Below are 24,793 nucleotides of genomic sequence, written 5' to 3'. Positions count from 1 at the left end.
ACGCGCCTCAGTAGCGCTCGACCAGCCACCGCGCGAGTGCCTGCGCGCTGCGGTCGACCTGCTTCGGCCACTCGAGCGCGGAGTCGTCGGCCCGATCGCTCACGTGTTTGACGAGCCGGCACCGCGCGCCCATGCGCCGAGCAGCGTAGGCGATCGCGAAACCTTCCATGTCCACCAGATCGGCGCGGGCGGCGAGCGCGTCGCGGACCTGCGCGTCCGAGACGAACGAATCGCCCGTCGCGAGCACGCTGCCGTCGCCGTCGTCGATCTCGACGACGTCCTGCACCGGATGACCGAGGCTCTTCAGGATCTCGCTGCTGATGTCGTGGTTGAGCACGGCGGACGGGAGGAACAGTCCCGAGTGGTGGGTGCGCAACGCGCCGGCAGTCCCGATGTTCACGACGAGCGGACGTGCGTCCGCCGGATACGCCGCGAGCGCCGCCGTGACGGCGACCGCCGCGTCCACCTTGCCGATCCCGGTGATCACCGTCTCGTAGCGCTCGGGCACGTGCGCCGCCTCGGCGCGGGTTGCGGACACGACGAGGATCCCGTTCACGTACTGCCTCCGAGTTCGAGGGTCGCGAGTGCCGCCCGGTGCAGCTCCCGCCCGTACCCGGCACCGTATCCCGCGGCATGGACCGCCAGTGGATGCAGTTGGTGCACGGGCACCCGCCGCTCCCACCCGACGCGCAGCGGATGCGCCGAGTCGTAGCCTTCGACGACCCGGCCCAGATGCGGGCAGCCGAAGAGCGCGAGCATCGCCGGATCCGTTTCGCGGTGGCCGCCGTGCGCGGCGGGATCGATCAGGACCACTCCCTGCGGGGACCACAGCACGTTGCCGTTCCACAGGTCTCCGTGCAGCCGCGCGGGTGGATCGTCGTCGTCGAAGGCTCCCGCCGCGACGAGATCGCAGGCGGCGTCGATGTCGCGGCACTGCCGGCCGGTGACGCTCCCGGCGTCGACCGCGATGCGCAGGAAGGGCAGCACCCGTTCGGTGACGTAGAACGAGCCCCAGGTGTCGTGCACGATGCGGCTCATGGGACGGCGCCCGATGAACAGCTGCCCGTCGTAACCGTCGGGTGCCGCGCCGAAGCCGGCTGCACCGGCGTCGTGCATCCGGGCGAGTGCCGCACCGAAGTTCCGGGCGGCCTCGGCGGAGGGAGCCGCCTCGGCGACCCGGTCCAGTTCGATGTGGTGCTCGCCCACCGACCGCACGGCCGCCACCGGAATACCGGTCTCGGCGAGCCACGCCAGACCGGCCGCCTCGGCACGGAAGAAATCCGGGTGCGCGTGCGGATCGTGTTTGCGGAAGAGCTCTCCGGTGCTCACGCCGAAGAGTCTGCCCGACCGCATTCTTCGCCTCCGCCCTCTTCGCTGTTGTATCGCAGCAGTAACACGGGAACGCTAGTGTCGTGCAGATGACGAACCTTCGCGATCGGATCATCGAAGAACTCGGGGTGAAGCCCTCCATCGACCCACGCGCCGAGATCGACGCGCGGGTGCAGTTTCTCGCCGACTACCTCCGAAGCACTCCCGCGAAGGGATTCGTGCTCGGCATCAGCGGCGGGCAGGACAGCACGCTCGCCGGCAAGCTCTCCCAGCTCGCGGCGGAGAAGCTCCGCGCCGAGGGCCACACCGCGGAGTTCGTCGCGGTCCGCCTGCCCTACGGCAAGCAGGCCGACGAGCACGACGCCCTCGTCGCACTGGAATTCATCGGCGCCGACCGCACGCTGGGCGTCGATGTCAAGCCCGGCGCCGACGCGACGGCCTCGGAGGCGGCCCGCGCGCTGTACGGCACCGAGACGCGTCTGCGCGACTTCGTGCGCGGCAACATCAAGGCGCGCGAGCGCATGATGATCCAGTACGCGATCGCCGGCGAACTCGGCCACATCGTCGTCGGCACCGATCACGCCGCCGAGGCGGTGACCGGCTTCTACACCAAGTACGGCGACGGCGGCGCCGACATCACTCCCCTGTCCGGTCTGACGAAGCGGCAGGGCGCGGCGCTGCTGCGCGAGCTCGAGGCGCCCGAGAGCACCTGGGTCAAGATTCCCACCGCCGACCTCGAGGACGACCGCCCCGCGCTGCCCGACGAGGAAGCGCTCGGCATGACCTACAGCGAGATCGACGACTATCTCGAAGGCAAGGACGTCACCGACGACCTCGCCGAGCGGCTCGAGGCGAAGTTCCTCGACACGCGGCACAAGCGCACGATGCCCGTGGCGCCCTTCGATACCTGGTGGCGCAACGGTTAACCACCCGCGAAGGGCGGCAGGACGTCCACTCGGGACCCGGCCGGGCGGCCGAGGTCCCGGGTGAGTTCGCCCGTACCGCCGTCGCCGGGCTCGAGCAGGAAGGCGGCCACCGACAGGACGCGCTCCATGCCGGGTCCGTAGCGGTCGACGAGGACGGCGCGCAGCGCGCCGAGATCCGCGTCCACCGGCAGGTCGATCGTGTCCTTCTCCCGTCCGGCCGCGTCCGCCGCCGCGGCGAAGTACCGCACCTCGATCCCGGTCGTCGCCTCAGCCACCGATAGCTCCCATGCTCCGCTGCGGCGGCGCGAAGTCCGCCGCGTCCATGCCGTGTCCGGCCCACTTGTTCCACATCGCCCCACGCCACACCGCGGCGAGTTCGTCGTCGGTGGCGCCGCCCCGCAGGGCCGCGCGCAGGTCGGTCTCCCGGTCGCTGAACAGGCAGGACCGAACCGTTCCCTCGGCCGTGAGGCGCGTACGGTCGCAGTCGCCGCAGAACGAACGGGTGACCGACGCGATGATCCCGACGGTCGCCGGGCCGCCGTCGACGAGCCAGCGTTCGGCCGGCGCGGACGGATCCTCCCGTTCGGTCTCGGTGAGCGTGAACCGTCGGCCGAGCACGTCGAGCAACTGCTGGGCCGGCACCATCCGCGAACGCGCCCAGGTGTGATCGGCGTCGAGGGGCATCTGCTCGATGAACCGCAGCTCGACGCCCTCGTCCAGGCACCACGCCAAGAGGTCTGCCGCGCCTTCGAGCGTCTCCGGCATCAGGACGGCGTTGACCTTCACCCGTCCGAACCCGGCGGCCACCGCAGCCCGGATACCGTCGAGCACCGAATCGAGCCGGTCGCGGCGCGTGAGCCGCGCGAAGTGCTCGCGGTCGATGGTGTCGAGGGAGATGTTCACCCGGGTCAGTCCGGCGTCCGCCAGCGCCCGTGCACGATGCCGGAGACCGACCGCGTTGGTGGTCAGTGCGATCGGCAGGCCCGGCGTCTGCTCCGCGCATCCGGCGACGATGTCCTCGAGATCGCGGCGCATGAGCGGTTCCCCGCCGGTGAAGCGCACCTCGTGGACACCGAGCCGACCGGTGGCGATGCCTACCAGACGCACGATCTCGGCGCTCGTGAGCAGTTTGTCGCGGGGGATCTCTGGAAGTCCCTCGGCGGGCATGCAGTAGGTGCAGCGCAGCGAGCACTTCTCGGTGAGGGATACCCGCAGGTCGCGGGCGATGCGACCGAAACGGTCGAGAAGCTCGGGCACGTCGGGCCGATCGGACACGTCGTCTGCGCGATCGCGCACGACCGGGATGCCCATGTCCACCGCTGTCATACGACCATCGCTTTCATACAGCCCAGTATGCCTACAACCTATGGTCGTGACACCGCATCGGGACAGACGGGGCACACGCGGCGCATCGTCGACGGTGGGGCACGCCACTCGTGTGCCTAGGATGGCGGCATGACGAGCGGCAGGCGGTCCGTGGAGGAACACGAACAGCACGTGGCGGAGTTGCTCGGCCCGTTGCGGGAGAAGAGCCCGCTGCGGGTGCCGCTCGCCCACGCACTGCACCGCACACTCGCGGAGGACATCGAGTCCCCGCTGGACCTGCCGCCCTTCCGCAACTCCCAGATGGACGGTTACGCCGTACGCGCGCACGACCTCGCGTCGATCCCCACGGATCTGCCCGTGCAGGGAGTAGTAGCCGCGGGCGACACCGTCGCGGTGCTCGAACCGGGTCACGCGCTGAAGATCATGACGGGCGCACCCGTCCCGGACGGCGCCGACGCCGTCGTTCCGGTCGAGGACACCCTCTCCCCCGGCCCGGACACCGTCACCGTCGAGCGCAGCGTGACGCCCGGAACCTACGTGCGTGAGGCGGGCACCGACGTCCGCAAGGGCGATCTGCTGCTCCCCGCGGGCACGGTCCTCGCCGCCCGTCACATCGCCGCGCTCGCCGCCGTCGGTCTCACCTCGATCCCTGTCCGTGCACGGCCGCGGGTCGCGATCATCTCGACCGGCAGCGAACTCGTCACGGCCGGGAGCGAACTCGGCCCCGGCCAGATCTTCAATTCCAACGGGCCTGCGCTGGCCGCGAGCGCGACGGCCAACGGCGCAGACGTCGTGACCATCGACCATTGCCACGACGATCCCGAGGAGTTCGTGACGATGCTCCGACACGCCGTGGGTGTCGCCGACGTCGTGTTCACCTCGGGTGGGGTGTCGAAGGGCGACTTCGAGGTCGTGAAGGACACGCTCGGGCCTCGGGGCGGGCAGTTCGTGTCGGTGGCGATGCAGCCGGGCGGACCCCAGGGCACCGCGGTGGTCGACGGTGTCCCGATCCTGACCTTCCCCGGCAATCCCGTCAGCGCCCTCGTCTCGTTCGAGGTGTTCGCGCGACCGGCACTGCGGGCCGCCGCCGGTTATCCGCCCGTCGTGTGCGAGAAACTACCGCTCACCACCGATCTCACGTCGATCCCGGGTCGCCGGCAGTTCCTGCGGGGACGGCTCGACGAGAACGGGGTGACCCCCTTCCGCGGGCACGGGTCGCATCTCGTCGCCGGACTCGCCGCCGCCGACGTGCTTCTCGACATCCCCGCCGACACCACCTCCCTCGAAGCCGGAGACCTCGTGAAAGTACGGATCCTGTGACCGATCTCAGCCACCTGGACGACCAGGGACGTGCCCGCATGGTGGACGTCTCCTCGAAGACCGATACCACCCGGATCGCCGTGGCGGCAGGCGAACTCGTCACCACCCCGGAGGTGATCGCGCTCGTCCGGGCCGACGACATGCCCAAGGCCGACGTCCTGGCGACGGCGCGCATCGCGGGTATCGCCGCGGCGAAACGCACCTGGGAACTCATCCCCCTGTGTCATCAGCTGGCGCTGTCGTCGGTGAAGGTGATGTTCGGTTTCACCGACACCTCGATCACGATCGAGGGCACCGCGAAGACCAAGGGTCCGACCGGAGTCGAGATGGAGGCACTCACCGCGGTCGCCGTCGCGGGCCTGACCCTGCACGACATGGTCAAAGCCGTCGATCCGGCCGCCGTTCTCGACGGCGTGCGATTGATCTCCAAGGAGGGCGGCAAGCGCGGCCACTGGACCCGCGACGACGCTGCCGACCGGGACGGGCAGCCGGTGCCGGAAGAGCAACTGCCGGAACAGTCGGGGCGCTCCGCCACGGTGGTCGTCGCATCGACCGGTGTCGCCGCGGGCACCCGCGAGGATCGCACCGGACCACTCATCCGATCGTGGCTCGTGGACAAGGGATTCGCTGTCCGCGGCCCCCTCGTCCACGCGGACGCCGACATCGCCGCCGGTCTCGCCGACGCGGTCCGTCCGGGCCCGGCCCTCGTCGTCACGACCGGCGGTACCGGAGCTTCGCCCACCGACGCCACCCCCGAAGCGACTCTCGCGCTGCTCGATCGCGAACTGCCCGGTATCGCGGAGTCGATCCGGCAGCGCGGACTCGCGGCCACCCCGCACGCGGTCCTCTCACGGGGGGTCACCGGTCTCGTGGGCCGCACGGTCGTCGTGAACCTGCCCGGCTCGCCCGGCGGGGTGAAGGACGGTCTCGCCGCTCTCGACCCGATCCTCGACCATCTGTTGGCCCAAGTCGCAGGAGGCGGCGCTCATGAGTGAACTACTGGCCCGGATCTCGTCGGAGCCACTGGATCCCGCGGCGGTGGACGCCGCGGTGGCCGGTGCCGAACACGGTGCCGTGGTGGTCTTCACCGGCGTCGTCCGCAACCACGACGGCGGGCAGTCGGTGACCGCGCTGCAGTACCAGGCACATCCCGATGCCGAAGCCTTCCTGCGGCGGTGCTGCGAGGACGTTGCAGCGACATCGGGACTGCCGGTCGCGGCGGTGCACCGAGTGGGCGATCTCACCATCGGCGATCTCGCGCTGGTCGCGGCCGTGGCCGCCCCACACCGCGCGGAAGCCTTCGCCACCTGCGCCGAACTGGTGGAACGCATCAAATCCGAGGTGCCCATCTGGAAACGTCAGCACTTCACCGCGGGACTGTCGGAGTGGGTGGGCCTGTAGCCACGACGGCGGGCGGCACTCGGCACATGCGGTAGGGTGACATGGTTCGGGTGTCACGACGACACCCACCGTCGTGGGATACCGGCGGCCCGGGATCGTGCCCGGCCCGCACGCACAGATGCAGTACGCACAGATGCACCGGCTTTCCTTGCGGCGATCGCACAGCACCACGGGCACGGCCCGTCGAGTGCACACACGCCGCATCGAAAGGCAGCGCTGTTCCATGACCACATCCTTCTCCGATCTCGGGGTGCCCCGCCCGCTCGTCGCCACGCTGAACGACGCCGGGATCACCAGCCCCTTCCCCATCCAGGTGGACACTCTCCCCGACACCCTCGCCGGTCGCGACGTGCTCGGCCGCGGACGCACGGGCAGCGGTAAGACCCTGGCCTTCTCGATCCCGCTCGCCGCTCGTCTCGCCGGCAGGAGCACCCGGGCGGCCGGCCGGCCGCGCGGCCTGATCCTGGCACCCACCCGCGAATTGGCGACCCAGATCGCCGCGGCGATCGAACCGCTCGCGCATTCGTCCGGACTGAAGGTCACCACGATCTTCGGTGGCGTGTCGCAGAAGCGCCAGGTCGAAGCCCTGCGTCGCGGTGTCGACATCGTCATCGCCTGCCCGGGCCGCCTCGAAGATCTCATGCGCCAGAAGTTCGTCGCGCTCGACGACGTCGAGGTCACGGTGCTCGACGAGGCCGACCACATGGCCGACCTCGGATTCTTGCCGGGCGTCACCCGCATCCTGACGGCGACACCGAAAGACGGTCAGCGGCTGCTGTTCTCGGCCACCCTGGACAACGGCGTCGACAAGCTCGTCAAGCGGTTCCTGAAGAACCCGGTCATGCACTCGGTCGACGAGGCCACCTCCCCCGTCGCCGCGATGACCCACCACGTCTTCGATGTCGCGGGCATGGAGGCGAAGAAGGACCTCGTCCGCACCCTCGCGTCGGGTACCGGTCGCCGAATCCTGTTCATGCGCACCAAGCATCAGGCCCGCAAGCTCGCCAAGCAGCTCACCGACTCCGGTATCCCGGCGGTGGACCTGCACGGCAACCTCTCGCAGAACGCCCGCGACCGCAATCTCGCCGCGTTCTCGTCGGGTGAGGCCCGAGTGCTCGTCGCGACGGATGTCGCTGCGCGCGGTGTCCACGTCGACGACGTCGAACTCGTCGTGCACGTCGATCCTCCGGCCGAGCACAAGGCATACCTGCACCGCTCGGGCCGTACCGCCCGCGCCGGCAGCACGGGCGACGTCGTGACCGTCGTGCTGCCCGACCAGCGCAAGGATCTCGCGGCCATCATGCGCAAGGCCGCGATCGACGTCACCCCGGTGAAGGTGACAGCGGACTCCGAGCACGTGCTCGAGCTCGTCGGCGAGATCGCGCCGCATGTTCCGCCGGCTCCGAAGCAGGCTGCCGCGCCGTCGCGTCCGCAGCGCAACGGCGGCGGTCGGCGGACGTCGGCTCCCCGTCAGGGTTCCACCCAGCGCTCCGGTTCGGGGCAGCGCTCCTCCTCGAGCGGACAGCGTTCCGCGGATGGACAGCGCTCCTCGGGAGGACAGCGTGCGACCGGCGGTCAGCGTTCGGCCGGTCAGGGTGCCGCAACCGGTGGCCGCCGCCGCCCCCAGCGCCGCACCTCCGCTGCACGCTGAGTCCGACCGCCCGCGTCAGCGGGGTGTGAACCGGTGTATCGCGTACATCGCGTCCGCGGACACCGGTTCGGTCGGCACACAGCGCCGTAATCGCTCCCGTACGTCGTCGGCGTCGAGATCGGCGCCGATGACGACGAGTTGCGTCCCGTCGGGCACATCGTCCCGTCGGCCCACCGTGTCGAACCGGATGTGGTCGCCCACGGTGTGCACCAGATAGTCGGCGGTGTGCAATCCGGCGGTGACACGCACATATCCCTTGATACGGAACACCCCTGCGGGCTGGTTCTCGAGGAAATCGACCAGCACGCGGGGGTGCAGTGCATCTGCGGCCTCGAAGGTGATCGCGTCGTAGCCCTCGTGCAGATGGGTGTGGTCGTGCTCGTCCTGCTCGTAGAGCAGTTCGTCGAGGGTGAGCTGTTCCCCGGGCCGGGGATCCGGACGCTCCGGGATGTCGAACAACAGCGCCGGGTCGATGCGGCCGTGGTCGGTGGAGACGACCGCCGCGCGGGAATTGAGCCGGCACAGGCGGGTCAGCAGATCGTCGTGAGCGTCACCGTCGATGCGGTCGGTCTTGTTGACCAGCACCAGATCTGCGAGAGCGACGTGTTGTTCGAGTTCGGGATGCTGCGCTGCGGTCGCGGCGAACTCCACCGCGTCGACGACGAGCACGAGGCCGCCGTAGGTGACGTATTCGTTCTCCGAGCCGGCGACGAGCCGGATCATGTTGCGGGGCTCGGCGAGTCCGCTGGCCTCGACGACGATGACGTCGAGATCGGACGAGCGGTGGGCGAGCTTGTCGAGCATCGCGTCCATGTCGCTGACATCGACTGCGCAGCACAGGCATCCGTTGCTGAGCGAAACCATCGAGTCGACCTGCCCGGCGACCATCATGGAATCGATGTTGACCGAGCCGAAGTCGTTGACGATCACGCCGATCCGCGCACCGCGGGTATTACGCAGAAGGTGGTTGAGCAGCGTCGTCTTCCCCGCGCCGAGAAATCCGGCCACCACGATCACCGGGATCTGCTTCTTCGCCATGAAGGTGAGACTAGCGGTGTGCGCGTGTGCGGTTCCGGTAGCCGCCGCTACCGGAACCGCGCACCGGCGGCATCAGCTGCCGCGCTTGATCCACTCCTCGAGATGCGGCGACTCGGTACCGATGGTGGTGCCGTCGCCGTGACCGGTGTGGACCGTGGTCTCCGCGGGCAGGACGAAGAGCTTGTCGCGGATCGACCCGATGATGGTCGGGAAGTCCGAGAACGAGCGGCCCGTCGCGCCCGGCCCGCCGGAGAACAGGGTGTCGCCGCTGAACAGCTCACCCGCCTCCGGCAGGTACAGGCAGGTCGAGCCCGGTGAGTGACCCGGTGTGGCGATCGCCTGGATGTCGGTGCCGGCAACCCGGATCCGCTCCCCGTCCTCGAGCGTGCCGTGTGCGACACCCGGATGGGTCATCTCCCACAGCATGTCGTCGGCCGGGTTGAGCAGGATCGGCGCGTCGAGCTTCTCCGACAGTTCGGGCGCCACCGTGATGTGGTCGTTGTGGGCGTGCGTGCATACGATCGCCACGACCTTCCGCCCACCGACGGCGTCGATGATCGGCTGCGCGGTGTGCGCGGCATCGATGACGACCACCTCGGAGTCGTCGCCGACGAGCCAGATGTTGTTGTCGACCTCCCATTCGCCGCCGTCGAGCTCGAAGGTGCCCGAGGTGACGACGCGGTCGACGCGGATCGGAGAGGTGCTCACAGGACCACCACCGAACGCAGCACCTCACCGCGGTGCATCGTCTCGAAGGCCTTCTCGACGTCGTCGATGCCGATGCGCTCGGTGACGAACTTCTCGAGCGGCAGACGCCCCTGCTGGTAGAGGTCGACGTAGGTCGGGAAGTCGCGCTCGGGCAGGCAGTCGCCGTACCACGAGCTCTTGAGCGAGCCGCCGTGCGAGAAGAAGTCGATCAGCGGCATCTCGAGGGTCATGTCCGGGGTGGGCACACCCACGAGGACGACGGTGCCGGCGAGATCGCGGGCATAGAAGGCCTGCTTGTAGGTCTCCGGACGGCCCACGGCCTCGATGACGACGTCGGCACCGAAACCGCCCGTCAGTTCCTTGATCGCCTCGACCGCGTCGACCGAGGTGGAGTTGACGGTGTGGGTGGCGCCGAGATCGGTGGCCCACTCGAGCTTCTTGTCGTCGCGGTCGACGGCGATGATCGTGCCTGCGCCCGCCAGACGCGCCCCCATGATCGCGGCGTCGCCGACACCGCCACAGCCGATGACCGCGACGGACTGGCCACGCGACACTCCGCCGGTGTTGACGGCGGCGCCGAGACCGGCCATGACACCGCAACCGAGCAGGCCCACGACGGCCGGATCGGCACTCGGGTCGACCTTGGTGCACTGGCCGGCGTGCACGAGGGTCTTGTCGGCGAACGCGCCGATGCCCAGCGCCGGGGTGAGCTCGGTGCCGTCCTCGAGCGTCATCTTCTGCGTGGCGTTGAAGGTGTCGAAGCAGTACTGCGGCTGACCGCGCTTGCACGCGCGACACTGTCCGCACACCGCGCGCCAGTTCAGGACGACGAAGTCGCCCACGGCGACGGAGTCGACACCCTCACCGACGGACTCGACGACACCGGCGGCCTCGTGGCCGAGCAGGAACGGGAACTCGTCGTTGATGCCACCCTCGCGGTAGTGCAGATCCGTGTGGCACACCCCGCACGCGGCGATCGCGACGACGACCTCACCGGGTCCGGGATCGGGGATCACGATGGGCACGACCTCCACAGGCGCTCCCTTAGAGCGAGCGACGACTCCGCGGACTGTTTGCGACATGGTGTCTCCGTTTCGTGATGCGACCGGCTGTGTCCGGTGATTCCGACTTCCGGTGATTCCGACCCTAGCCACTCCCGCGACGCTCTGCTCCTGATCGTTCGACGGGTCCGACCCCGCCGAACGGCCAGGAGGCCATCCGACTTCCCCATTGCCCGATTGGCGTATTTCCCTCGGATTCCGCGTCCGGTGCTCGCAGAAGTGTTCACCGCCGCCACCTCGGAAAAGCCGTCTCCATGTAACGCTCCGACCGGCCTTCACGAAATCCGTTACGACCCGTCGCACTTCGGCGGACCGGCAATTCCTCGGTGAGAAACGGATTGGTAGAGGCCCATGGCACTTCGAAAGTCGCTGTCGCGTCGGAGAATTCTCGCCGGCGTCTTCGCTCCCACCGCACTCGGAGTCGTGGCAGCGGCCGCGATCGTGCTACCCCAGCAGGACACCCCCACCGTGGCCGACCCGTATCTCGCCGGCCTCGCGAAGACCACCGAATGTCACGACATGGTCAGCCTGGGCATCGGCGGTCGCGGCGACATCCCTCGCGACGAGTCGAAGATGCTCGTCGACGAGAACGGCAAAAGGCTTCCTGCCGGCCAGCAGGGCGCCTACAACAGTATGTGGGTGGATCCGGTGATCAACGCCCCGATGGGAGAGCACGCGAACGGCGAGGGCTACGCGGCCATCTACATCGAGTACCCGGCCGACCTCGCCAGCTACGAGAACGCGGTGGACAAGGGCGCCGAGAACACCATCGAGGTCATGAAGGCCATCCGGCGGTCCTGCCCCGACACCCAGTTCGCCATCGTCGGCTTCAGTGAGGGCGCCGACGTCGCGCGCCGCGCCGCGATGCAGATCGGTGCGCAGGAGAAGGGCGAGGACGGTTCCTGGGACATCATCGATCCCGACGCCGTCAGCGGCGTCGTCATCCTCTCCGACGCCGGCCGCAAGGAAGGCGAAGGATTCTTCCCGGGTTCGCAGAATGGCACGAACCCCGACGGCTTCGACCGTCCGTACCAGCCGGGTGCAGATCCCGTCCCCGGCCGCGGAGTGCTTCCCGGTACCAGCGGCGACTTCGGCAAGCTCGCCGGCAAGGTTGCGTCGTTCTGCTCCGAGGGCGACTTCACCTGTTCGGCACCCGAGAACATCGCGCTGATCGAACTGCTCGCGAACGTGGGCCGTCAGGTCAACGGTGATGCGCTCGAGCGCGAGGGTCTCACCCCCGCGACGGGCGCCGACCTGGCCCAGGTCATGGGCAGGGTCGCGCTGCTCGCCCTCGCCGACATCTCGGCGAACCCGGACTGGATGCGTTCGGACGAGACCTTCCTCGAGGTGCTGATCAAGGTCTCCGACCCCAGCTACGACCCCGCCACCGCACGCCCCACCACGCCTGTGGCCTCCGACGCCACCGGCGAGAGCGGTGCCGAGGCCCCGATCCCCGCGGAGCGTCTGTCGAACCTCGCGTACCTGCCGGAGAAGATCGTCAAGGAGGTCGTCGGGTTCATCAGGAGCAACCAGAACACCCTCGCGGTGGTGCTCGCCGACCCCTACGACCAGACCTTCGGCTACAACGAGGAGACCCGGGACCACTACGGTCACCACTTCGACTACTGGGACGACGACATCGACGGTAAGGGCACGTCCACCGTCGAGTACGCCGCCGCATGGCTCGAGCACCTGGCCAAGGAGGCCAAGGACGGCAAGAAGGTCGACCCGAAGAAGGTCGACCAGGCCGCAGTCCTCCTGATCGCCGAGGAGACGGCGAAGGCCGAGACGGCCGAGGCGTCCACGACACCGGAAATCTCGCCGTCCGCGACCGAGACCGACGGTGCGGCGGTCGTCGACAGCAGCGTGCCCGCCTCCGTCGACGGCGTACCGGCACCCGCAGGCGATCCCGCCGCGCCGGTGGCCCCGCTCGCACCCGAAGCCGGTGCGCCGGCAGCCACGCCCACCCCGGTGACCACCACGGCCCCGGCCCCGGCACCGGCACCGTCGGAGAGCACGACCCCGGCGACGGGTGAGACCACCACGGGAGCCGGGGAGACCACCTCCTCCGGAACGCCGACGACGACCGTCGCTCCGACGACGACGTCGATCCGGCCGGCTGCCTGACCCACCTCGGGTAGTCGACGACGACCGAGCACTCGGCGTCAGCCCGCGGCGCGGACCCCGGCCTCTGCACCGAGAGCCGCGGCCTCACCGCGAGTGCTGACGCCGAGCTTTCGTAGTACCCCCGCCACGTGGAATTTCACCGTCGACTCGCTCACGCCGAGACGTTCGGCGATGACGCGGTTGCGGCGTCCCGCCACCAGATGCTCGAGCACCTCGATCTCGCGCGGCGCGAGGGCGGCGAGCGCATCGAGCGTCTGCCCGTCCGTCGCAGCGACCGGCAGGTCGAGCGGGAAGCTCACCGCGAGCCGCGTCCCCCAGCCGGGAGTCGATTCGGATTCGATACTTCCGCCCAGGGTTTCGACGCGATCACGGAGCTGACGTTCGAGTTCGGCGACCTCGATCTCGCCGGTGCCGTCGTCGCGCACGTCCACCAGCAGAGTCGAGTTGTCGCAACTCCACGCGACCCGGACCCGTGTCACGTCGGTCTGCCCCGACATCGCCAGCACCGCACCCCGGGCGATCGCGCGGGCCGCATGCGCCACCTCGCCCGGCAGTCCCCGTCCACCCACCTGCGGGGCGACCATCTGCAGGTCGAGCCGACGGTGGCGCACCAGCTCGCGCAGTTCGCCGTGCAGTCGGGCGAACGCGGTGGTCAGCGCCTCCTCCGCGAGTTCGCGGTGCAGATCCACCGCCGACCGCAGACCGATCAGCGCCTCGGTCGCCGTCTCCCGCGCCGTGGTCCGGGCGCGGGTGTCGTCGAGATCCTTCGACCGCAGGGTCGCGAGGATCGTCTCAAGGGTCACGGCGTGCGACTCGGTGAGTTCGGCGACGGTGCGGGCCCGCTCGGCCGAAGCGGCCCTCGATTCCGCAAGATATGCCGGGCTCGCGGTGTGCACCTGGAGCCGGATCCCGGTGGCGACCACGCCGAACGCCGCTCGCACGAGTTCGAGCGCCGAGGCGGTCGCCCGCGCGCCACGCGGCACGAACAGCAACAACGTGTCCGTACTGTCGAGGATCGCGCACACCTCGCGATCGCGCCCCGCGACGCGGAAGCTGCCGCGACGGATCTCCCCCACGGTGAGTTCGCTCCGCACCCGGTCGAGGTCGGCGATGGTCACCCGGTCGACGATCGACGGGTCACCGGCCACCTTCCGTGGTCTGCCCGTGCATTCCCTCGTGAAGATCACCATGGCGCTGTGCGGAGCGAGGTCGGCGACGTAGGTGGAGAAGCGCTGTGCGATCTCCGCGAGCGGACCGGTGAGGACGTCGCGCAACTCGGCGATCAGGACCTCGGGACGACGGGCGGTGGGACTCACGTGCCCACGATATCGGCGCCCGTGTACTGCGCACTTGCGCCCCTCGGGGTTCGAGCGGCGGTAACATGTGCGACACCCGGCAACGCGCCCGTCGGCACCGGGCGGCGTCGATCTTCGTCCGCGGGAGGTGCTGCGAACAGTGGCGGACCGCCGAGCGGCAACGGGAAGCGCGACCGCGGTCGGCGGCCGCGACGGGTTCCCGGCGACCGTGCCGGGTCTGCTGCTCGACCGGGTGTCCCGCTCCCCCGATTCCGTCGCCTACCTGCGTCCCGACGGGGAACGGTGGCGCCCGTCCACATGGTCGGAGGTACGACGGGAGGTCGTCGAGCTCGCGGCGGGCTTGATCGCTCGCGGTGTCGAACCCGGGATGCGCGTCGCGATCTGCGCGACCACCTGTTACCGGTCCGTCGTCGCCGACCTCGCCGTGGCGTGCGCGGCCGGTGTCTCCGTGCCGATCTATCCGGCGACACGCGACGACGAGGCGCGGGACCAGATCCGCCGCGCACATGCCGTGCTGGCGATCGCCGATCGACCGGTGCTCGAGACCTCCCTGCAGCGACTCGACCGTCTCGACGAGCTTGCCGCCGAAGGGCGCAGTCTGTTGCACACCACGCCCGACGCCGTCGGGCGACGGATCGCGGCGCTGTCACCGGACGATCCGGCCGCGCTGATCTACACCGCGTGCGAGGACGGCCGCACCAAAGGCGCGTGCCTGACCCATCGGAGCACGACCTACGGTGCCCGAGCCGTCGCGCAGACCGGGATGATCTCGTCCTCCGACCGCCAACTGCTGTGGCTTCCGCTCGCGCACGTGTTCGGCCGGTCGCTCCTGCTCATGGCGATGCACGCGGGCGTGAGCACCGCCGTCGACGGCCGCGCCGACCGGGTCACCGCGAATCTGCGAACGGTCCGTCCGACCTTCCTCGGCTCGGTCCCGCACGTCCTCGAGAAGATCGCCCGGCTCGAGCGGGACGAGCTCGGAGGCCGGTTGCGCTTCGTCATCTCCGGTTCCGCGCGGCTGTCCGATGCGATCGCCGAGCGGCTCGAACGGCTCGGTGTGCCGGTGCTCGAGGGGTACGGGATCACGGAGACGTCCGGGCCCTCGTGTGTGAACCTGCTGGGCTCGCACCGTCCCGGCACCGTCGGCCGGCCACTGCGTGGCACCGAGGTTCGGGTCGCAGACACCGGCGAACTCCTCATCCGTAGTCCCGGGGTGATGACCGGGTACCACGACGATCCGGCGGAGACCGCTGCCGCACTCGACGCCGACGGCTGGTTCCACACGGGCGACCTCGCCGAGATCGACGCCGACGGCTTCGTCACCGTCACCGGCCACCGCAAGGACACGTTCAAGACCAGCACCGGCAAGTACGTCGGGCCGACCGCGCTCGCCGGCCGCTGGCGGCGGGTCTGCCCCGGCAGCGAACTCGTCGTGGCCGGGGAGATGCGCCCCTACTGTGTCGGCCTCGTGTTCACCACGGCACCGGAGTCGGTCGTCGCGGCCGCGCTGGAGCAGCTCAACGCCCGATCGGACCCGTGGGAACGCATCCGCCGGTTCACTACGGTGAGCACACCTCCGGACGCGGACGATCTCGACCCGGCCGGGCGCCCGATCCGCGATCGCGTGCTCGCCCGGTACGCCCGTCTCGTCGACGAGCTGTACGCGAACGGTCGCCGCGCGGGTCAGGACGGGTCGAGGCAACCGAAGGCCGTCTGAAGTAAGGTTCGCCTAAGCGCTGGTCGCCGCATGCCGGAAGGCCCGGTCGTCCCGCCGTCCACGATCCCCGGTCCAGGAGAACGCACACATGGCTCGTAGCCTTCGCCCCATCGAGGTCTTCCCGATCACCACGCGGTACCTGACGGTGCTCCGCGTGACGGACGTGAGCCCCGGGATGCGGCGGGTGACCCTCGGGGGCGAACAGTTGCAGGCGCACGTCGCACCGAACGGATATCCGGTCGGCGCGTTCCGGTCGGACGGTGTGGACGACGAGTTCAAGTTGATGTTCAAGCATCCCGACCTCGACGAGGCCCTCGGCCCTACCCAGGCCGACGGCGTGGTGAACTGGCCGCGCGATCCGAAGCTGCTCATGCGCACCTACACCGTCCGGCGCTGGGATCCGGTCGCCGGCGAGATCGACGTGGACTTCGTGCGCCACGGCGTGGGTCCCGCGTCGAGCTGGTCGTACCGCGCGGAGCCCGGTGAGACGATCCAGATCGCCGGACCGAAGTCGTCGGCAGGACACCCGCAGGGCGTGGACTGGACGCTCGTGGCGGGCGACGAGACGGCGCTGCCGGCCATCGGGCGCTGGCTCGAGAACTGGCCGGCCGGAGCACGTGGTCAGGTCTTCGTCGAGATCGCCGACGACACCCACCGTCAGGATCTGCCCGTCCCCGACGGGGTGGAGCTGACCTGGCTCGGCCGCGACGGCGCCGAACCGGGCACGACGACGCTGTTGTTCGATGCCGTCACGAACGCCGAGTGGTGGGACGGGAAGGTCTTCGCGTGGGTGGCCGGTGAGGCCCTCACGCTCACCCCGATCCGGCGGTGGCTGCGCAACGAGAAGGGCCTTCCCAAGGAACAGGTGGAGGTCACCGGATACTGGCGGCGCCAGGAGGTCGCGGTATCGGAGGCCGACGCCTCCCTGCCCGATTTCGAGGCGACCGAGGACGAGCGCGACCGCTTCGACGAATTGGCCGAGATCGCACCGGGTTTCGCACTGCGGGTCGCGGCGACCATCGGCCTGGCGGCAGCCTTCGACGCCTCGCCGCGCACCGTCGACGAACTCGCCGTCAAGACGGGGGCGGACCGCACCGGCCTGGGCAGGCTGCTGCGCTATCTCGTCGCCCTCGGGGTGGCCGAGGACCTCGGCGAGGGCCGGTTCCGGCTCACCGGCGTCGGCCGCGAACTCGAGGACGACCACCACATCGAGGAACTCCGCCTCGACGGCGTGCACGCGCAGCGGGAACTGGCGGGCATGCTCGCGCTGCTCGCCGCCGTCCGTACGGGCCACGGGGACGACGCTGAGCGGTTCGGGAAGAGCTTCGCGCAGCGCGTCGCGGACGACATCGCTCTGTCGGCGGACCGGTACGAGCAGGAAGCGGAGATGGCGGCGTACTTCGCCGGCGCCCTCGTCGCGAAGGTGCCCACCGACGTCTCGACCATGGTGGTCGCCGGTGAGGCGGCGGGTTCCTACGCCCACGCCTTCGTCACGGCGAACCCGTCGGCACGAGCGACCGTGGTGGCCGCGCCGTCGGAGATCGAGGTGCTGCGCCGCGTCCACGGCGAGCACGAGCGGGTCGCGTACGCGCCGGGCAGCATGCTCGAGGCCCGACCCGAACCGGTCGACGCGGTGCTGCTGACCGGGCGGCTGAACGAACTGCCCGACGCCGATGCCGGGCACGTGCTGCAGCAGGCGGCGGCCGGACTGAACCCGGGCGGCCGGATCCTCGTCTTCGGCAACGTGCTCGACGAGAACGCCGGTGAACACGACTACGAGGACGACCTCGTCGACTTCGCGCTCAGCGGTGGTGGGGGTCGTACGCACGAGGACCACGTGGCGCTGTTCGAGGCGGCCGGCCTCGCGGAACCCGAGCGCACGACGGTGGGATGGGGAATGACGTTGTACACGTCCGCCGGCTCGACGCACTGAGATCGTGCTTCGCGGTGGCCTCGCGATCGACGGGGCCACCGCAGAGCTGCAAGAAGAGCCGCTGCGAGGATAATGTCCGAGGGGTGGAGCTAAGGGGACTCGAACCCCTGACCCCCACACTGCCAGTGTGGTGCGCTACCAGCTGCGCCATAGCCCCTTGCACGGCCCTGACGGGGACCGTCACCGAAGACTACAGGCGAGAGCGTGAACTCTCGCCTGTAGCGATCTTGTGGAGCTAAGGGGACTCGAACCCCTGACCCCCACACTGCCAGTGTGGTGCGCTACCAGCTGCGCCATAGCCCCGTATTCGGTTGTACCGTTGCGCTCCGGTGACTCCTTCGCGCTGACAGAAAACTACACCATCGCGCTCGACGCCAACAAATCGCCTGGTAGACGGCGCGATGGTGACGGGAGCACGTACCCGACGCGCTCCCGTCACCGTGCGATCTATCCGACGAGTTCGGTCACCCAGTTCTCGTTGCCGAGGGCGTCGACGACGGTTCCCTCGTACACGACGGCCGGGGTACCGGCCGCTCCGGTCGTCGCGAGCAGCTGACGTCCCGCCTCCGCGTCGGCCGAGGCCTCCTCGACCCGGGTGCCGTCGGTGATGCACTGTGCGACGTCCTCGGAGGCACCGGCGTCGCGGGCCATCTGCGCGAGACCCGCGTTGTCGATGTCGCCCTTGCCACCCTCGGCCGGTTGGTTGTCGGGCGACAGCACGGCGTTGTGGAATGCGGAGAACGCGCGGGCATCCCCGCTCTCGGCGACACACTGCGCCGCAGCCACCACCCGGGTCGAGTAGTCGCCGCTGCTCGACGCCCGGTCGAGGAAGGCGAGCATCCGGTACCGGACCGCCAGCTGCCCGTCGTCGATCGCCTGGGCGAGCTCCTGCGAATGCTTGTGCTCGAGTTCGGCGCAGTACGGGCACATCGGGTCCTCGAACAGGTCGACGGTCCGCGGGGCGTCGGGGCGTCCCAGCAGGATCGCACCGTCGTCCTCGATCGACACCTCCACCGCGGCGTTCTGCACGGAGCCGTAGTCGTCGTTGCGGGGACCGCTGCCACCCGAGGACCACAGCACACCGCCGACGACGAGCACACCGATCACCAGGATGGCGATGCCGCCGAGAATGTAGGTGAACCTGTTCGATGTCTGCTCCGGTGTGTACTTGCCGGATGGGACCTTCTTCGCGCTCACGGATTCTGCCCTCTACTGCTCGTCGGTGGGGAAGGACGATCTCACTCTGCCATCGACGGCTGAGTGGCCGCTGAGAGGGACATCCGCGAACCCGGACCGAGCGCGAACCAGGTGCGCGGTCGGACGATCAGCCACATCGACATCGCCAGAAAGCCGACATCCCGGGCGATCTCGATCGCGTAGTCGCGGCCGTCGACACCCTCGACCACGCCCCCTCCCCCGAAACAGCCACAGTCGATCGACAGACCACGCGCCCACGCCGAGGCGATCGCGGCGACGAGCGCGACCAACCCGAGTGCGCTGAGGAACGCTGCGGGGCGGGTCGCCAATCCCACCAGCAGGACCAGCCCGAGGACCAGTTCGAGCACGGGAAAGACCGCGGCGAACGGCCGCACCCAGTCGGTGGGCAGAATGTGGTACGCCCGAACCGCGACGACGGTTTGTGTCGGGTCCGAGAACTTCACCCAACCGGAGACGAGCCATACCGCTGCCAGACCGAATCGGGCGAGCGTGGAGACGAGACCGACCCACATGCCGGCGACAGTACCCGGCAGTCGACTCACCGCGCTGTGTCGCCGGTCACCGGTGCCGCCTGCTCGGCGACGCGGGTGCGCCCGGCTGCGAACCACGGCAGGGTTGCCGCGAGCATGATCACACCCGTGACCGCGAAGGCCGTCGAGTACGACACCCGGTCCGCGAGGAAACCGGCCGCGATCGGACCGATCACCGCGCCGACGTCGGCGACCATCTGGAATGCGGCGAGCACAGGCCCGCCCCGGGCCTTGCTGCCGACGACGTCGGCGACCGCGGCCTGCTGCGAGGGGTTCGACAGTCCCGAGCCCATGCCCGCCACGAACGAGGTGATGAGGAACCACACGACGCTCTCGGTGAATCCCATCGCGATCGTGCTGACCCCGCACACCAGCAGACCGGCCAGGACGAAGGGGCGCCGCCCGAACCGGTCGGACAGCTTGCCGGACTTGATGAGGACGAGTGCGTTGCCCACTGCGAACGCCGTCAGCGCGACACCCGCGAAGGCCTCCCCTTCCTCGAGGGCCTCGACGACGAACAGCGGCACCATCGCGACGCGGACCCCGAACACCACCCAGCCGTTGGCGAAGTTCGACCCGAGGGCCGCGCGGTAGACCGGCGAGCGCAGTGCGTCGCGCAGGCGCATGACGGGCACGCCGTCCCCCTTGTCGGGACGGGCGAGATCCGACGAGCGCAGGCTGATCCCCACGACCGAGGCCGCCACGAGCAGCGCCACGGCGTAGATCAGGAAGGGTGCGCGCAGACCCAGCCCGATCAGCGCACCACCGACGAGCGGGCCGAGAATGTTGCCCATGAGGAAGCTCGTCGCGTACAGGCCCGAGACACGGCCGCGGGCGTCGGCGGGCGCGATCCGCACGAGCAGCCCGAGCGCCGACACGGTGAACATCGTCGACCCGATACCGCCGAGGGCCCGGAAGACGAGCAGCTGCCAGTAACTCGCGGCGAACGCGCACGCCCCCGTCGACAGGGCGACGATGAGCAGGCCCGTGATGTAGACGGGCCGCTCCCCCAGCTTCTGCACCAGCGAACCGCTCGCGGGTGCGAACAGCAGTCGCATCGCCGCGAACGACGACACGACGACGGTCGCCGCCGTGACACCGACGTCGAAGCTGCGCGCGAATTGCGGCAGCGCGGGAGCCACGAGACCGAAGCCGAGCGCGATGACGAAACTCGCGACGACCAGAACCCAGATTTCACGCGGCAACGCCGCGTCACGTGTCCGCATGATGCCCACGATGTTAGCGAGGCGCACGACCTCGCCGGGGCGCGGTGGCGGCCGCGCTCAGGACAGGACGGACGAGACGAGTTCGCGCGCCGCCTGCTGGACCTCGGCGAGATGGTCGGGGCCCCGGAACGATTCGGCGTAGATCTTGTACACGTCCTCGGTGCCGGAGGGACGGGCGGCGAACCACGCGTTCTCGGTGGTCACCTTCAGGCCACCGAGCGCGGCGCCGTTGCCGGGTGCCGCGGTGAGCGTCGCGGTGATCGGTTCGCCGGCGAGTTCGGTGGCACCGACCTGCTCGGGCGACAACTTCGACAGCACCGCCTTCTGCTCCCGCGTCGCAGGGGCGTCCACGCGCGCGTAAGCGGGGTCGCCGTACCGGTCGACGAGTTCGGCGTAGTACCGGGACGGGCTCTTCTCCGTCACCGCGGTGATCTCCGCCGCGAGCAGCGCGAGTACGATGCCGTCCTTGTCGGTGGTCCACACCGAGCCGTCTCGCCGGAGGAAGGAGGCACCGGCACTCTCCTCCCCACCGAAGCCCAGCGAACCGTCGCTCAGGCCGGGCACGAACCACTTGAAGCCGACGGGCACCTCGAGCAGGTCGCGGCCCACTCCGGCGGCGACCCGGTCGATCATCGACGAACTCACCAGCGTCTTGCCCACCTTGCTCGACTCCGCCCAGCCCGGCCGGTTGCGGAACAGGTAGTCGATCGCGACGGCGAGGTAGTGGTTCGGGTTGAGCAGACCAGCGTCGGGGGTCACGATGCCGTGCCGGTCGGCGTCGGCGTCGTTGCCGGTCGCGAGGTCGAAGGCCTCCCGGTTGCCGATCAGCGACGCCATCGCATTCGGGGACGAGCAGTCCATCCGGATCTTGCCGTCGGTGTCGAGTGTCATGAACCGCCAGGTGGCGTCGACGAGCGGATTGACGACGGTGAGGTCGAGCGCGTGCCGTTCGGCGATCTCGCCCCAGTAGTCGACGCTCGCACCGCCCATCGGGTCCGCACCGATCCGTACCCCTGCGGCACGGACGACGTCGAGGTCGACGATGTTCGGCAGGTCGTCGATGTAGGCGGCGAGGAAGTCGTGCCGTCCGGCGGAGGCGAGGGCGGAGGAGAGCGGCACCCGCTTCACCCCGTCGAGTCCGGCGGCGAGCAGTTCGTTGGCGCGGGCGGCGATGGTCGAGGTCGCATCGCTGTCGGCCGGTCCACCGGACGGCGGGTTGTACTTGAAGCCGCCGTCGCGCGGCGGATTGTGCGAGGGGGTGACCACGATGCCGTCGGCACGGGCCCCGGATCCGGCGTTGTGCTGCAGGATCGCGTGACTGACCGCGGGAGTCGGGGTGTAGCGGTCGCGGGAGTCGACCACCACCTCGACACCGTTCGCGACGAGCACTTCGAGTGCGCTCGCCCAGGCCGGTTCGGACAGCGCGTGCGTGTCGCGGCCGAGGAACAGCGGGCCCGAGGTGCCCTGCTGCGCGCGGTACTCGACGATGGCCTGGGTGGTCGCGAGGATGTGGTGTTCGTTGAAGGCACCGTCGAGGCTCGAGCCGCGGTGACCGGAGGTGCCGAATGCCACCTGCTGGGAGATGTTCTCGGGATCGGGCTGCACGGTGTAGTAGGCGGTGACCAGATGTGCGAGGTCCTCGAGATCCGCTGCCGTGGCCGGCTGTCCCGCTCGTTCGTGCGCCATGTGTTCTCCTCGTCGATGGTGGTGCCCTCATCTTGCCCGCCGGTCCAGCGGTATGTGCGGGATGAGTACCCGGATCCGGGCGTCGACACGGCTGGTCGCCGCAAAGGTCACTACTCCGTAGAGACCAAAGTTTCCAACCCCAGAGTCATATTGTTAGCTCACGATATAATCGACTACTTTCACCGAGTGGAATGAAGGCCCTGCCGGGGAGGACATCCTTCGTTTCGCTCCGCTGTCCCGGCATCGTCTCCGATGTCCTCCGGGCCGACAGCGCGACTGTGCCCGTCGCCGAGAAACTCACACCCGAGTCTCGGCGGCGGGCATTGCCGTTCTCCGCGCCGATCCGTTGACCTCCGGTCCGGGATCCCGAAACGACGAAACCCGGGTAGGTGATCGAGTGTCGATCTCCTACCCGGGCCGTTGGTGGAGCTGCCGGGAATCGAACCCGGGTCCTCCGCCGCCTTGCGAGGGCTTCTCCGTGTGCAGTTCGCTATGTCTCTACTCGGATCTCCCGTTCTCGCGAACAAGACGAGATGACGATCCCAGTCGCTGTTTGCTGTCCCGTACGTCTCCGCGACCGAGCCGCACGGTAGAGCTCTCTAGTCGATGCCAGGATCCGGGTCGAGAGCAAACCCGGGCTGACAGAGACGCGCTCGCTTAGGCAGCGAGGGCGTACTCGCGCTGAGTGGACTCGGCGCTTAATTGGTTGCAGCGACGCTTACGGTGGTCTCTTGCCTGCACCGACACGCTTCCCCTTGCTCAACGTACGCAGTCGAAACCGTTCAGCCCCGTACGCACCTGCGACTGTCGCAGGACTACCTACTGTAACGACCTCGAGGCACGATGTCATTCCCATTTCTCGAAACGATTCGCAGCCGGGTCATGAGCCTGCTCACATCACCTCTCACCAGCGGCGTCACCGGCTCGGCCTCACCCGTCCCGGGACGGATCAGCCCGGCAGGCCGACGAGCGCGACGGCGAAGCCCGCCGCGACCAGCCCGAGCAGTTTCACCCGGCTCACCCGCTCACCGAGCACGAGGACGGCGAGCAGCACCGTCACCGCCGGATACAGTGCGGCGATCACGCTCACGAGCGACAGCAGACCGTACTGGTAGGCGAAGAGCAGGGCACCGTTCGCGATCACGTCGATCGCGCCGATCCCGATGAGGATCGGCAGGAGGGGCCGGATCGGCCACACCACCGTGCGCCACGAGAAGACGATCACGAACCACACCACCAGCGTGGCGGTGGCGCGGGACGCCGCGAGCGGCCACAGTCCCGTGTCGGTCCCGACCTGGCCGAGCCCGACGAACGACAACGCGAACGCGATGCCGGATCCGACGGTCAACCACGCGATCGTGGGGGTGAAGGGCGGGTGCCCGACACCGGTGACGGTCTCGTCGGATTCGCGGCCGACCAGACCCACCGCCACCACGGCGACGACGATGCCGAGACAGGCGAGCAGCCCGGGCCGATCCCCCAGCGCGATGCCGACGAGCACGGGGATCCCTGCCACGACCACCGCAGTGATCGGAGAGACCACCGACATCGGCCCGTCGGCCAGCGCGAGGTAGAACCACCAGACGGCGATCCCGCCGGCCACGCCCGCCGCCGCGCCCCACGCCAGCGACGCGGCGGTGATATGGCCACCGACGACGGACGCCGCGACGAGGGAGACGACGAGCGAGACCGGGTAGGTGACGGCGACGACACCCAACGCGCTCGCGCGCCGCGATGCGGCGCCGCCGGCGAAATCGCTCAGGCCGTAACCGACCGCGGCGAGCAACGCGAGCGCGACCGCGATCAGCGGCTCATGCCCTTCACCCGCCGGCCGAGCTCGCGGGTCACCTCGCGTTCGGCGGTCCGGCGTGCGAGATCCTGGCGCTTGTCGTAGTCCTGCTTGCCCTTGGCGAGTGCGAGCTCGACCTTGACCTTGCCGTCGGAGAAGTACATCGACAGCGGCACGAGTGTCTGGTTGCCCTCACGGGTCTTGCCGACGAGCGCGTCGATCTCTCGTCGGTGCAGCAGCAGTTTGCGGGTACGACGGGGGGCGTGGTTGGTCCACGTGCCGTGCCCGTATTCGGGTATGTGCAGCCCGCGCAGCCACACTTCACCGTCGTCGACCGTCGCGAACGCGTCGACGAGGGACGCCTTGCCCTCGCGCAGGCTCTTGACCTCCGTACCCACGAGCGCGACTCCCGCCTCGTAGGTGTCGATGATGGTGTAGTTGTGGCGCGCCTTGCGGTTGGTCGCGATGACCTTCCGGCCCTTTTCCTTCAC

The 24,793-nt window shown here is 69.4% G+C and carries 22 protein-coding genes, 2 tRNA genes and 1 other RNA gene; 8 read left to right on the top strand and 17 right to left on the bottom strand.

Annotation, left to right across the window (positions count from 1 at the left end; genetic code table 11):
- Window positions 1-7: 7 nt before the first annotated feature.
- Window positions 8-556, bottom strand: a complete 549-nt coding sequence (locus tag PV766_RS09460; protein WP_129976365.1) for a nucleosidase — start codon at window positions 554-556, stop codon at window positions 8-10.
- Window positions 553-1,353 carry a fructosamine kinase family protein gene (locus PV766_RS09455; RefSeq protein ID WP_064065049.1) on the bottom strand — a complete coding sequence of 267 codons (801 nt, stop codon included), beginning with the start codon at window positions 1,351-1,353 and terminating at the stop codon, window positions 553-555. Before PV766_RS09455 ends, PV766_RS09460 begins: the two co-directional genes overlap by 4 nt.
- A gap of 65 nt (window positions 1,354-1,418) precedes the next feature.
- Here PV766_RS09455 and nadE point away from each other — a divergent pair, with 65 nt between their 5' ends.
- Complete coding sequence (gene nadE, locus PV766_RS09450; RefSeq protein WP_129976367.1) at window positions 1,419-2,255, top strand: ammonia-dependent NAD(+) synthetase; 837 nt, start codon at window positions 1,419-1,421, stop codon at window positions 2,253-2,255.
- On the opposite strand, the gene PV766_RS09445 is transcribed toward nadE, so the two are convergent.
- Together PV766_RS09445 and moaA are read right to left on the bottom strand one after the other, a co-directional pair.
- Window positions 2,252-2,530: a MoaD/ThiS family protein gene (locus tag PV766_RS09445; protein WP_064065051.1), complete on the bottom strand. Its 279-nt coding sequence runs from the start codon at window positions 2,528-2,530 to the stop codon at window positions 2,252-2,254. The genes nadE and PV766_RS09445 overlap by 4 nt on opposite strands.
- Window positions 2,523-3,581, bottom strand: coding sequence for a GTP 3',8-cyclase MoaA (moaA, locus tag PV766_RS09440; RefSeq protein WP_064065052.1), 1,059 nt, complete (start codon window positions 3,579-3,581; stop codon window positions 2,523-2,525). The genes PV766_RS09445 and moaA overlap by 8 nt, the downstream gene beginning before the upstream one ends.
- A gap of 129 nt (window positions 3,582-3,710) precedes the next feature.
- On the opposite strand from moaA, the gene glp reads away from it, so the two are divergent.
- The 4 genes from glp to PV766_RS09420 all read left to right on the top strand — a co-directional run bounded on the left by glp (window position 3,711) and on the right by PV766_RS09420 (window position 7,953).
- The gene (gene glp, locus PV766_RS09435; protein WP_421096916.1) at window positions 3,711-4,901 is read left to right on the top strand and encodes a gephyrin-like molybdotransferase Glp; all 1,191 of its coding nucleotides are present in this window, start codon (window positions 3,711-3,713) and stop codon (window positions 4,899-4,901) included.
- The gene (gene moaCB, locus PV766_RS09430) at window positions 4,898-5,896 is read left to right on the top strand and encodes a bifunctional molybdenum cofactor biosynthesis protein MoaC/MoaB (RefSeq protein ID WP_421096915.1); all 999 of its coding nucleotides are present in this window, start codon (window positions 4,898-4,900) and stop codon (window positions 5,894-5,896) included. The genes glp and moaCB overlap by 4 nt, the downstream gene beginning before the upstream one ends.
- Window positions 5,889-6,302 (top strand): molybdenum cofactor biosynthesis protein MoaE, encoded by a 414-nt coding sequence (locus PV766_RS09425; protein WP_064065055.1) that lies wholly within the window; start codon window positions 5,889-5,891, stop codon window positions 6,300-6,302. The genes moaCB and PV766_RS09425 overlap by 8 nt, the downstream gene beginning before the upstream one ends.
- 223 nt (window positions 6,303-6,525) lie before the next feature.
- Complete coding sequence (locus PV766_RS09420; protein WP_129976370.1) at window positions 6,526-7,953, top strand: DEAD/DEAH box helicase; 1,428 nt, start codon at window positions 6,526-6,528, stop codon at window positions 7,951-7,953.
- Between the two features lie 15 nt (window positions 7,954-7,968).
- Here PV766_RS09420 and PV766_RS09415 read toward each other — a convergent pair whose 3' ends face one another.
- The 3 genes from PV766_RS09415 to PV766_RS09405 form a co-directional block, all read right to left on the bottom strand.
- On the bottom strand, window positions 7,969-8,991 hold the full coding sequence (locus PV766_RS09415; RefSeq protein WP_064065057.1) for a CobW family GTP-binding protein: 1,023 nt from the start codon (window positions 8,989-8,991) through the stop codon (window positions 7,969-7,971).
- A gap of 72 nt (window positions 8,992-9,063) precedes the next feature.
- Window positions 9,064-9,699: an MBL fold metallo-hydrolase gene (locus PV766_RS09410; protein WP_016934745.1), complete on the bottom strand. Its 636-nt coding sequence runs from the start codon at window positions 9,697-9,699 to the stop codon at window positions 9,064-9,066.
- The gene (locus PV766_RS09405; RefSeq protein ID WP_129976371.1) at window positions 9,696-10,781 is read right to left on the bottom strand and encodes an S-(hydroxymethyl)mycothiol dehydrogenase; all 1,086 of its coding nucleotides are present in this window, start codon (window positions 10,779-10,781) and stop codon (window positions 9,696-9,698) included. Before PV766_RS09405 ends, PV766_RS09410 begins: the two co-directional genes overlap by 4 nt.
- 330 nt (window positions 10,782-11,111) lie before the next feature.
- Between PV766_RS09405 and PV766_RS09400 the strand changes: the two genes are divergently transcribed.
- A complete protein-coding gene (locus PV766_RS09400) occupies window positions 11,112-12,887 on the top strand; it encodes a cutinase family protein (RefSeq protein ID WP_064065060.1) in 1,776 nt (591 codons plus the stop codon).
- 38 nt (window positions 12,888-12,925) lie between these two features.
- Here the strand turns inward: PV766_RS09400 and PV766_RS09395 are convergent, their stop codons facing one another.
- A complete protein-coding gene (locus tag PV766_RS09395) occupies window positions 12,926-14,203 on the bottom strand; it encodes a LuxR C-terminal-related transcriptional regulator (RefSeq protein ID WP_421096914.1) in 1,278 nt (425 codons plus the stop codon).
- Between the two features lie 139 nt (window positions 14,204-14,342).
- On the opposite strand from PV766_RS09395, the gene PV766_RS09390 reads away from it, so the two are divergent.
- Window positions 14,343-15,920: an AMP-dependent synthetase/ligase gene (locus PV766_RS09390; protein WP_016934287.1), complete on the top strand. Its 1,578-nt coding sequence runs from the start codon at window positions 14,343-14,345 to the stop codon at window positions 15,918-15,920.
- Window positions 15,921-16,008: 88 nt separating this feature from the next.
- Complete coding sequence (locus PV766_RS09385; protein ID WP_129976374.1) at window positions 16,009-17,853, top strand: siderophore-interacting protein; 1,845 nt, start codon at window positions 16,009-16,011, stop codon at window positions 17,851-17,853.
- Between the two features lie 84 nt (window positions 17,854-17,937).
- Here PV766_RS09385 and PV766_RS09380 read toward each other — a convergent pair.
- From PV766_RS09380 to smpB, 9 genes are all read right to left on the bottom strand, one after another.
- Window positions 17,938-18,010, bottom strand: a tRNA-Ala gene (locus PV766_RS09380).
- A 73-nt stretch (window positions 18,011-18,083) separates the two neighbouring features.
- A tRNA-Ala gene (locus PV766_RS09375) sits at window positions 18,084-18,156 on the bottom strand.
- Window positions 18,157-18,300: 144 nt separating this feature from the next.
- Window positions 18,301-19,050 (bottom strand): DsbA family protein, encoded by a 750-nt coding sequence (locus tag PV766_RS09370; protein ID WP_064065064.1) that lies wholly within the window; start codon window positions 19,048-19,050, stop codon window positions 18,301-18,303.
- 41 nt (window positions 19,051-19,091) lie between these two features.
- A complete protein-coding gene (locus PV766_RS09365; protein ID WP_129976375.1) occupies window positions 19,092-19,583 on the bottom strand; it encodes a MauE/DoxX family redox-associated membrane protein in 492 nt (163 codons plus the stop codon).
- 26 nt (window positions 19,584-19,609) lie between these two features.
- A complete protein-coding gene (locus tag PV766_RS09360; RefSeq protein ID WP_165369213.1) occupies window positions 19,610-20,827 on the bottom strand; it encodes an MFS transporter in 1,218 nt (405 codons plus the stop codon).
- 57 nt (window positions 20,828-20,884) lie between these two features.
- On the bottom strand, window positions 20,885-22,513 hold the full coding sequence (gene pgm, locus PV766_RS09355) for a phosphoglucomutase (alpha-D-glucose-1,6-bisphosphate-dependent) (RefSeq protein ID WP_129976377.1): 1,629 nt from the start codon (window positions 22,511-22,513) through the stop codon (window positions 20,885-20,887).
- 421 nt (window positions 22,514-22,934) lie between these two features.
- Window positions 22,935-23,303, bottom strand: a transfer-messenger RNA (tmRNA) gene (gene ssrA / locus PV766_RS09350).
- Window positions 23,304-23,462: 159 nt separating this feature from the next.
- Window positions 23,463-24,320 carry an EamA family transporter gene (locus tag PV766_RS09345; protein ID WP_255162928.1) on the bottom strand — a complete coding sequence of 286 codons (858 nt, stop codon included), beginning with the start codon at window positions 24,318-24,320 and terminating at the stop codon, window positions 23,463-23,465.
- Complete coding sequence (gene smpB, locus PV766_RS09340; protein ID WP_026003226.1) at window positions 24,317-24,793, bottom strand: SsrA-binding protein SmpB; 477 nt, start codon at window positions 24,791-24,793, stop codon at window positions 24,317-24,319. The genes PV766_RS09345 and smpB overlap by 4 nt, the downstream gene beginning before the upstream one ends.

It is taken from the genome of Rhodococcus sp. As11, assembly GCF_048957735.1.
In the GTDB taxonomy this organism is placed as follows: domain Bacteria; phylum Actinomycetota; class Actinomycetes; order Mycobacteriales; family Mycobacteriaceae; genus Rhodococcus; species Rhodococcus gordoniae.
This window is presented reverse-complemented; position numbering and strand designations above follow the sequence as displayed.

Bases quoted from the DNA above. Each gene is read 5' to 3' on its own strand.
- PV766_RS09455 (WP_064065049.1), bottom strand. From the start codon at position 1,353: ATGCGGTCGGGCAGACTCTTCGGCGTGAGCACCGGAGAGCTCTTCCGC.
- nadE (WP_129976367.1), top strand. From the start codon at position 1,419: ATGACGAACCTTCGCGATCGGATCATCGAAGAACTCGGGGTGAAGCCC.
- moaA (WP_064065052.1), bottom strand. From the start codon at position 3,581: ATGACAGCGGTGGACATGGGCATCCCGGTCGTGCGCGATCGCGCAGAC.
- glp (WP_421096916.1), top strand. From the start codon at position 3,711: ATGACGAGCGGCAGGCGGTCCGTGGAGGAACACGAACAGCACGTGGCG.
- PV766_RS09425 (WP_064065055.1), top strand. From the start codon at position 5,889: ATGAGTGAACTACTGGCCCGGATCTCGTCGGAGCCACTGGATCCCGCG.
- PV766_RS09420 (WP_129976370.1), top strand. From the start codon at position 6,526: ATGACCACATCCTTCTCCGATCTCGGGGTGCCCCGCCCGCTCGTCGCC.
- PV766_RS09415 (WP_064065057.1), bottom strand. From the start codon at position 8,991: ATGGCGAAGAAGCAGATCCCGGTGATCGTGGTGGCCGGATTTCTCGGC.
- PV766_RS09405 (WP_129976371.1), bottom strand. From the start codon at position 10,781: ATGTCGCAAACAGTCCGCGGAGTCGTCGCTCGCTCTAAGGGAGCGCCT.
- PV766_RS09400 (WP_064065060.1), top strand. From the start codon at position 11,112: ATGGCACTTCGAAAGTCGCTGTCGCGTCGGAGAATTCTCGCCGGCGTC.
- PV766_RS09385 (WP_129976374.1), top strand. From the start codon at position 16,009: ATGGCTCGTAGCCTTCGCCCCATCGAGGTCTTCCCGATCACCACGCGG.
- PV766_RS09365 (WP_129976375.1), bottom strand. From the start codon at position 19,583: ATGTGGGTCGGTCTCGTCTCCACGCTCGCCCGATTCGGTCTGGCAGCG.
- PV766_RS09360 (WP_165369213.1), bottom strand. From the start codon at position 20,827: ATGCGGACACGTGACGCGGCGTTGCCGCGTGAAATCTGGGTTCTGGTC.
- pgm (WP_129976377.1), bottom strand. From the start codon at position 22,513: ATGGCGCACGAACGAGCGGGACAGCCGGCCACGGCAGCGGATCTCGAG.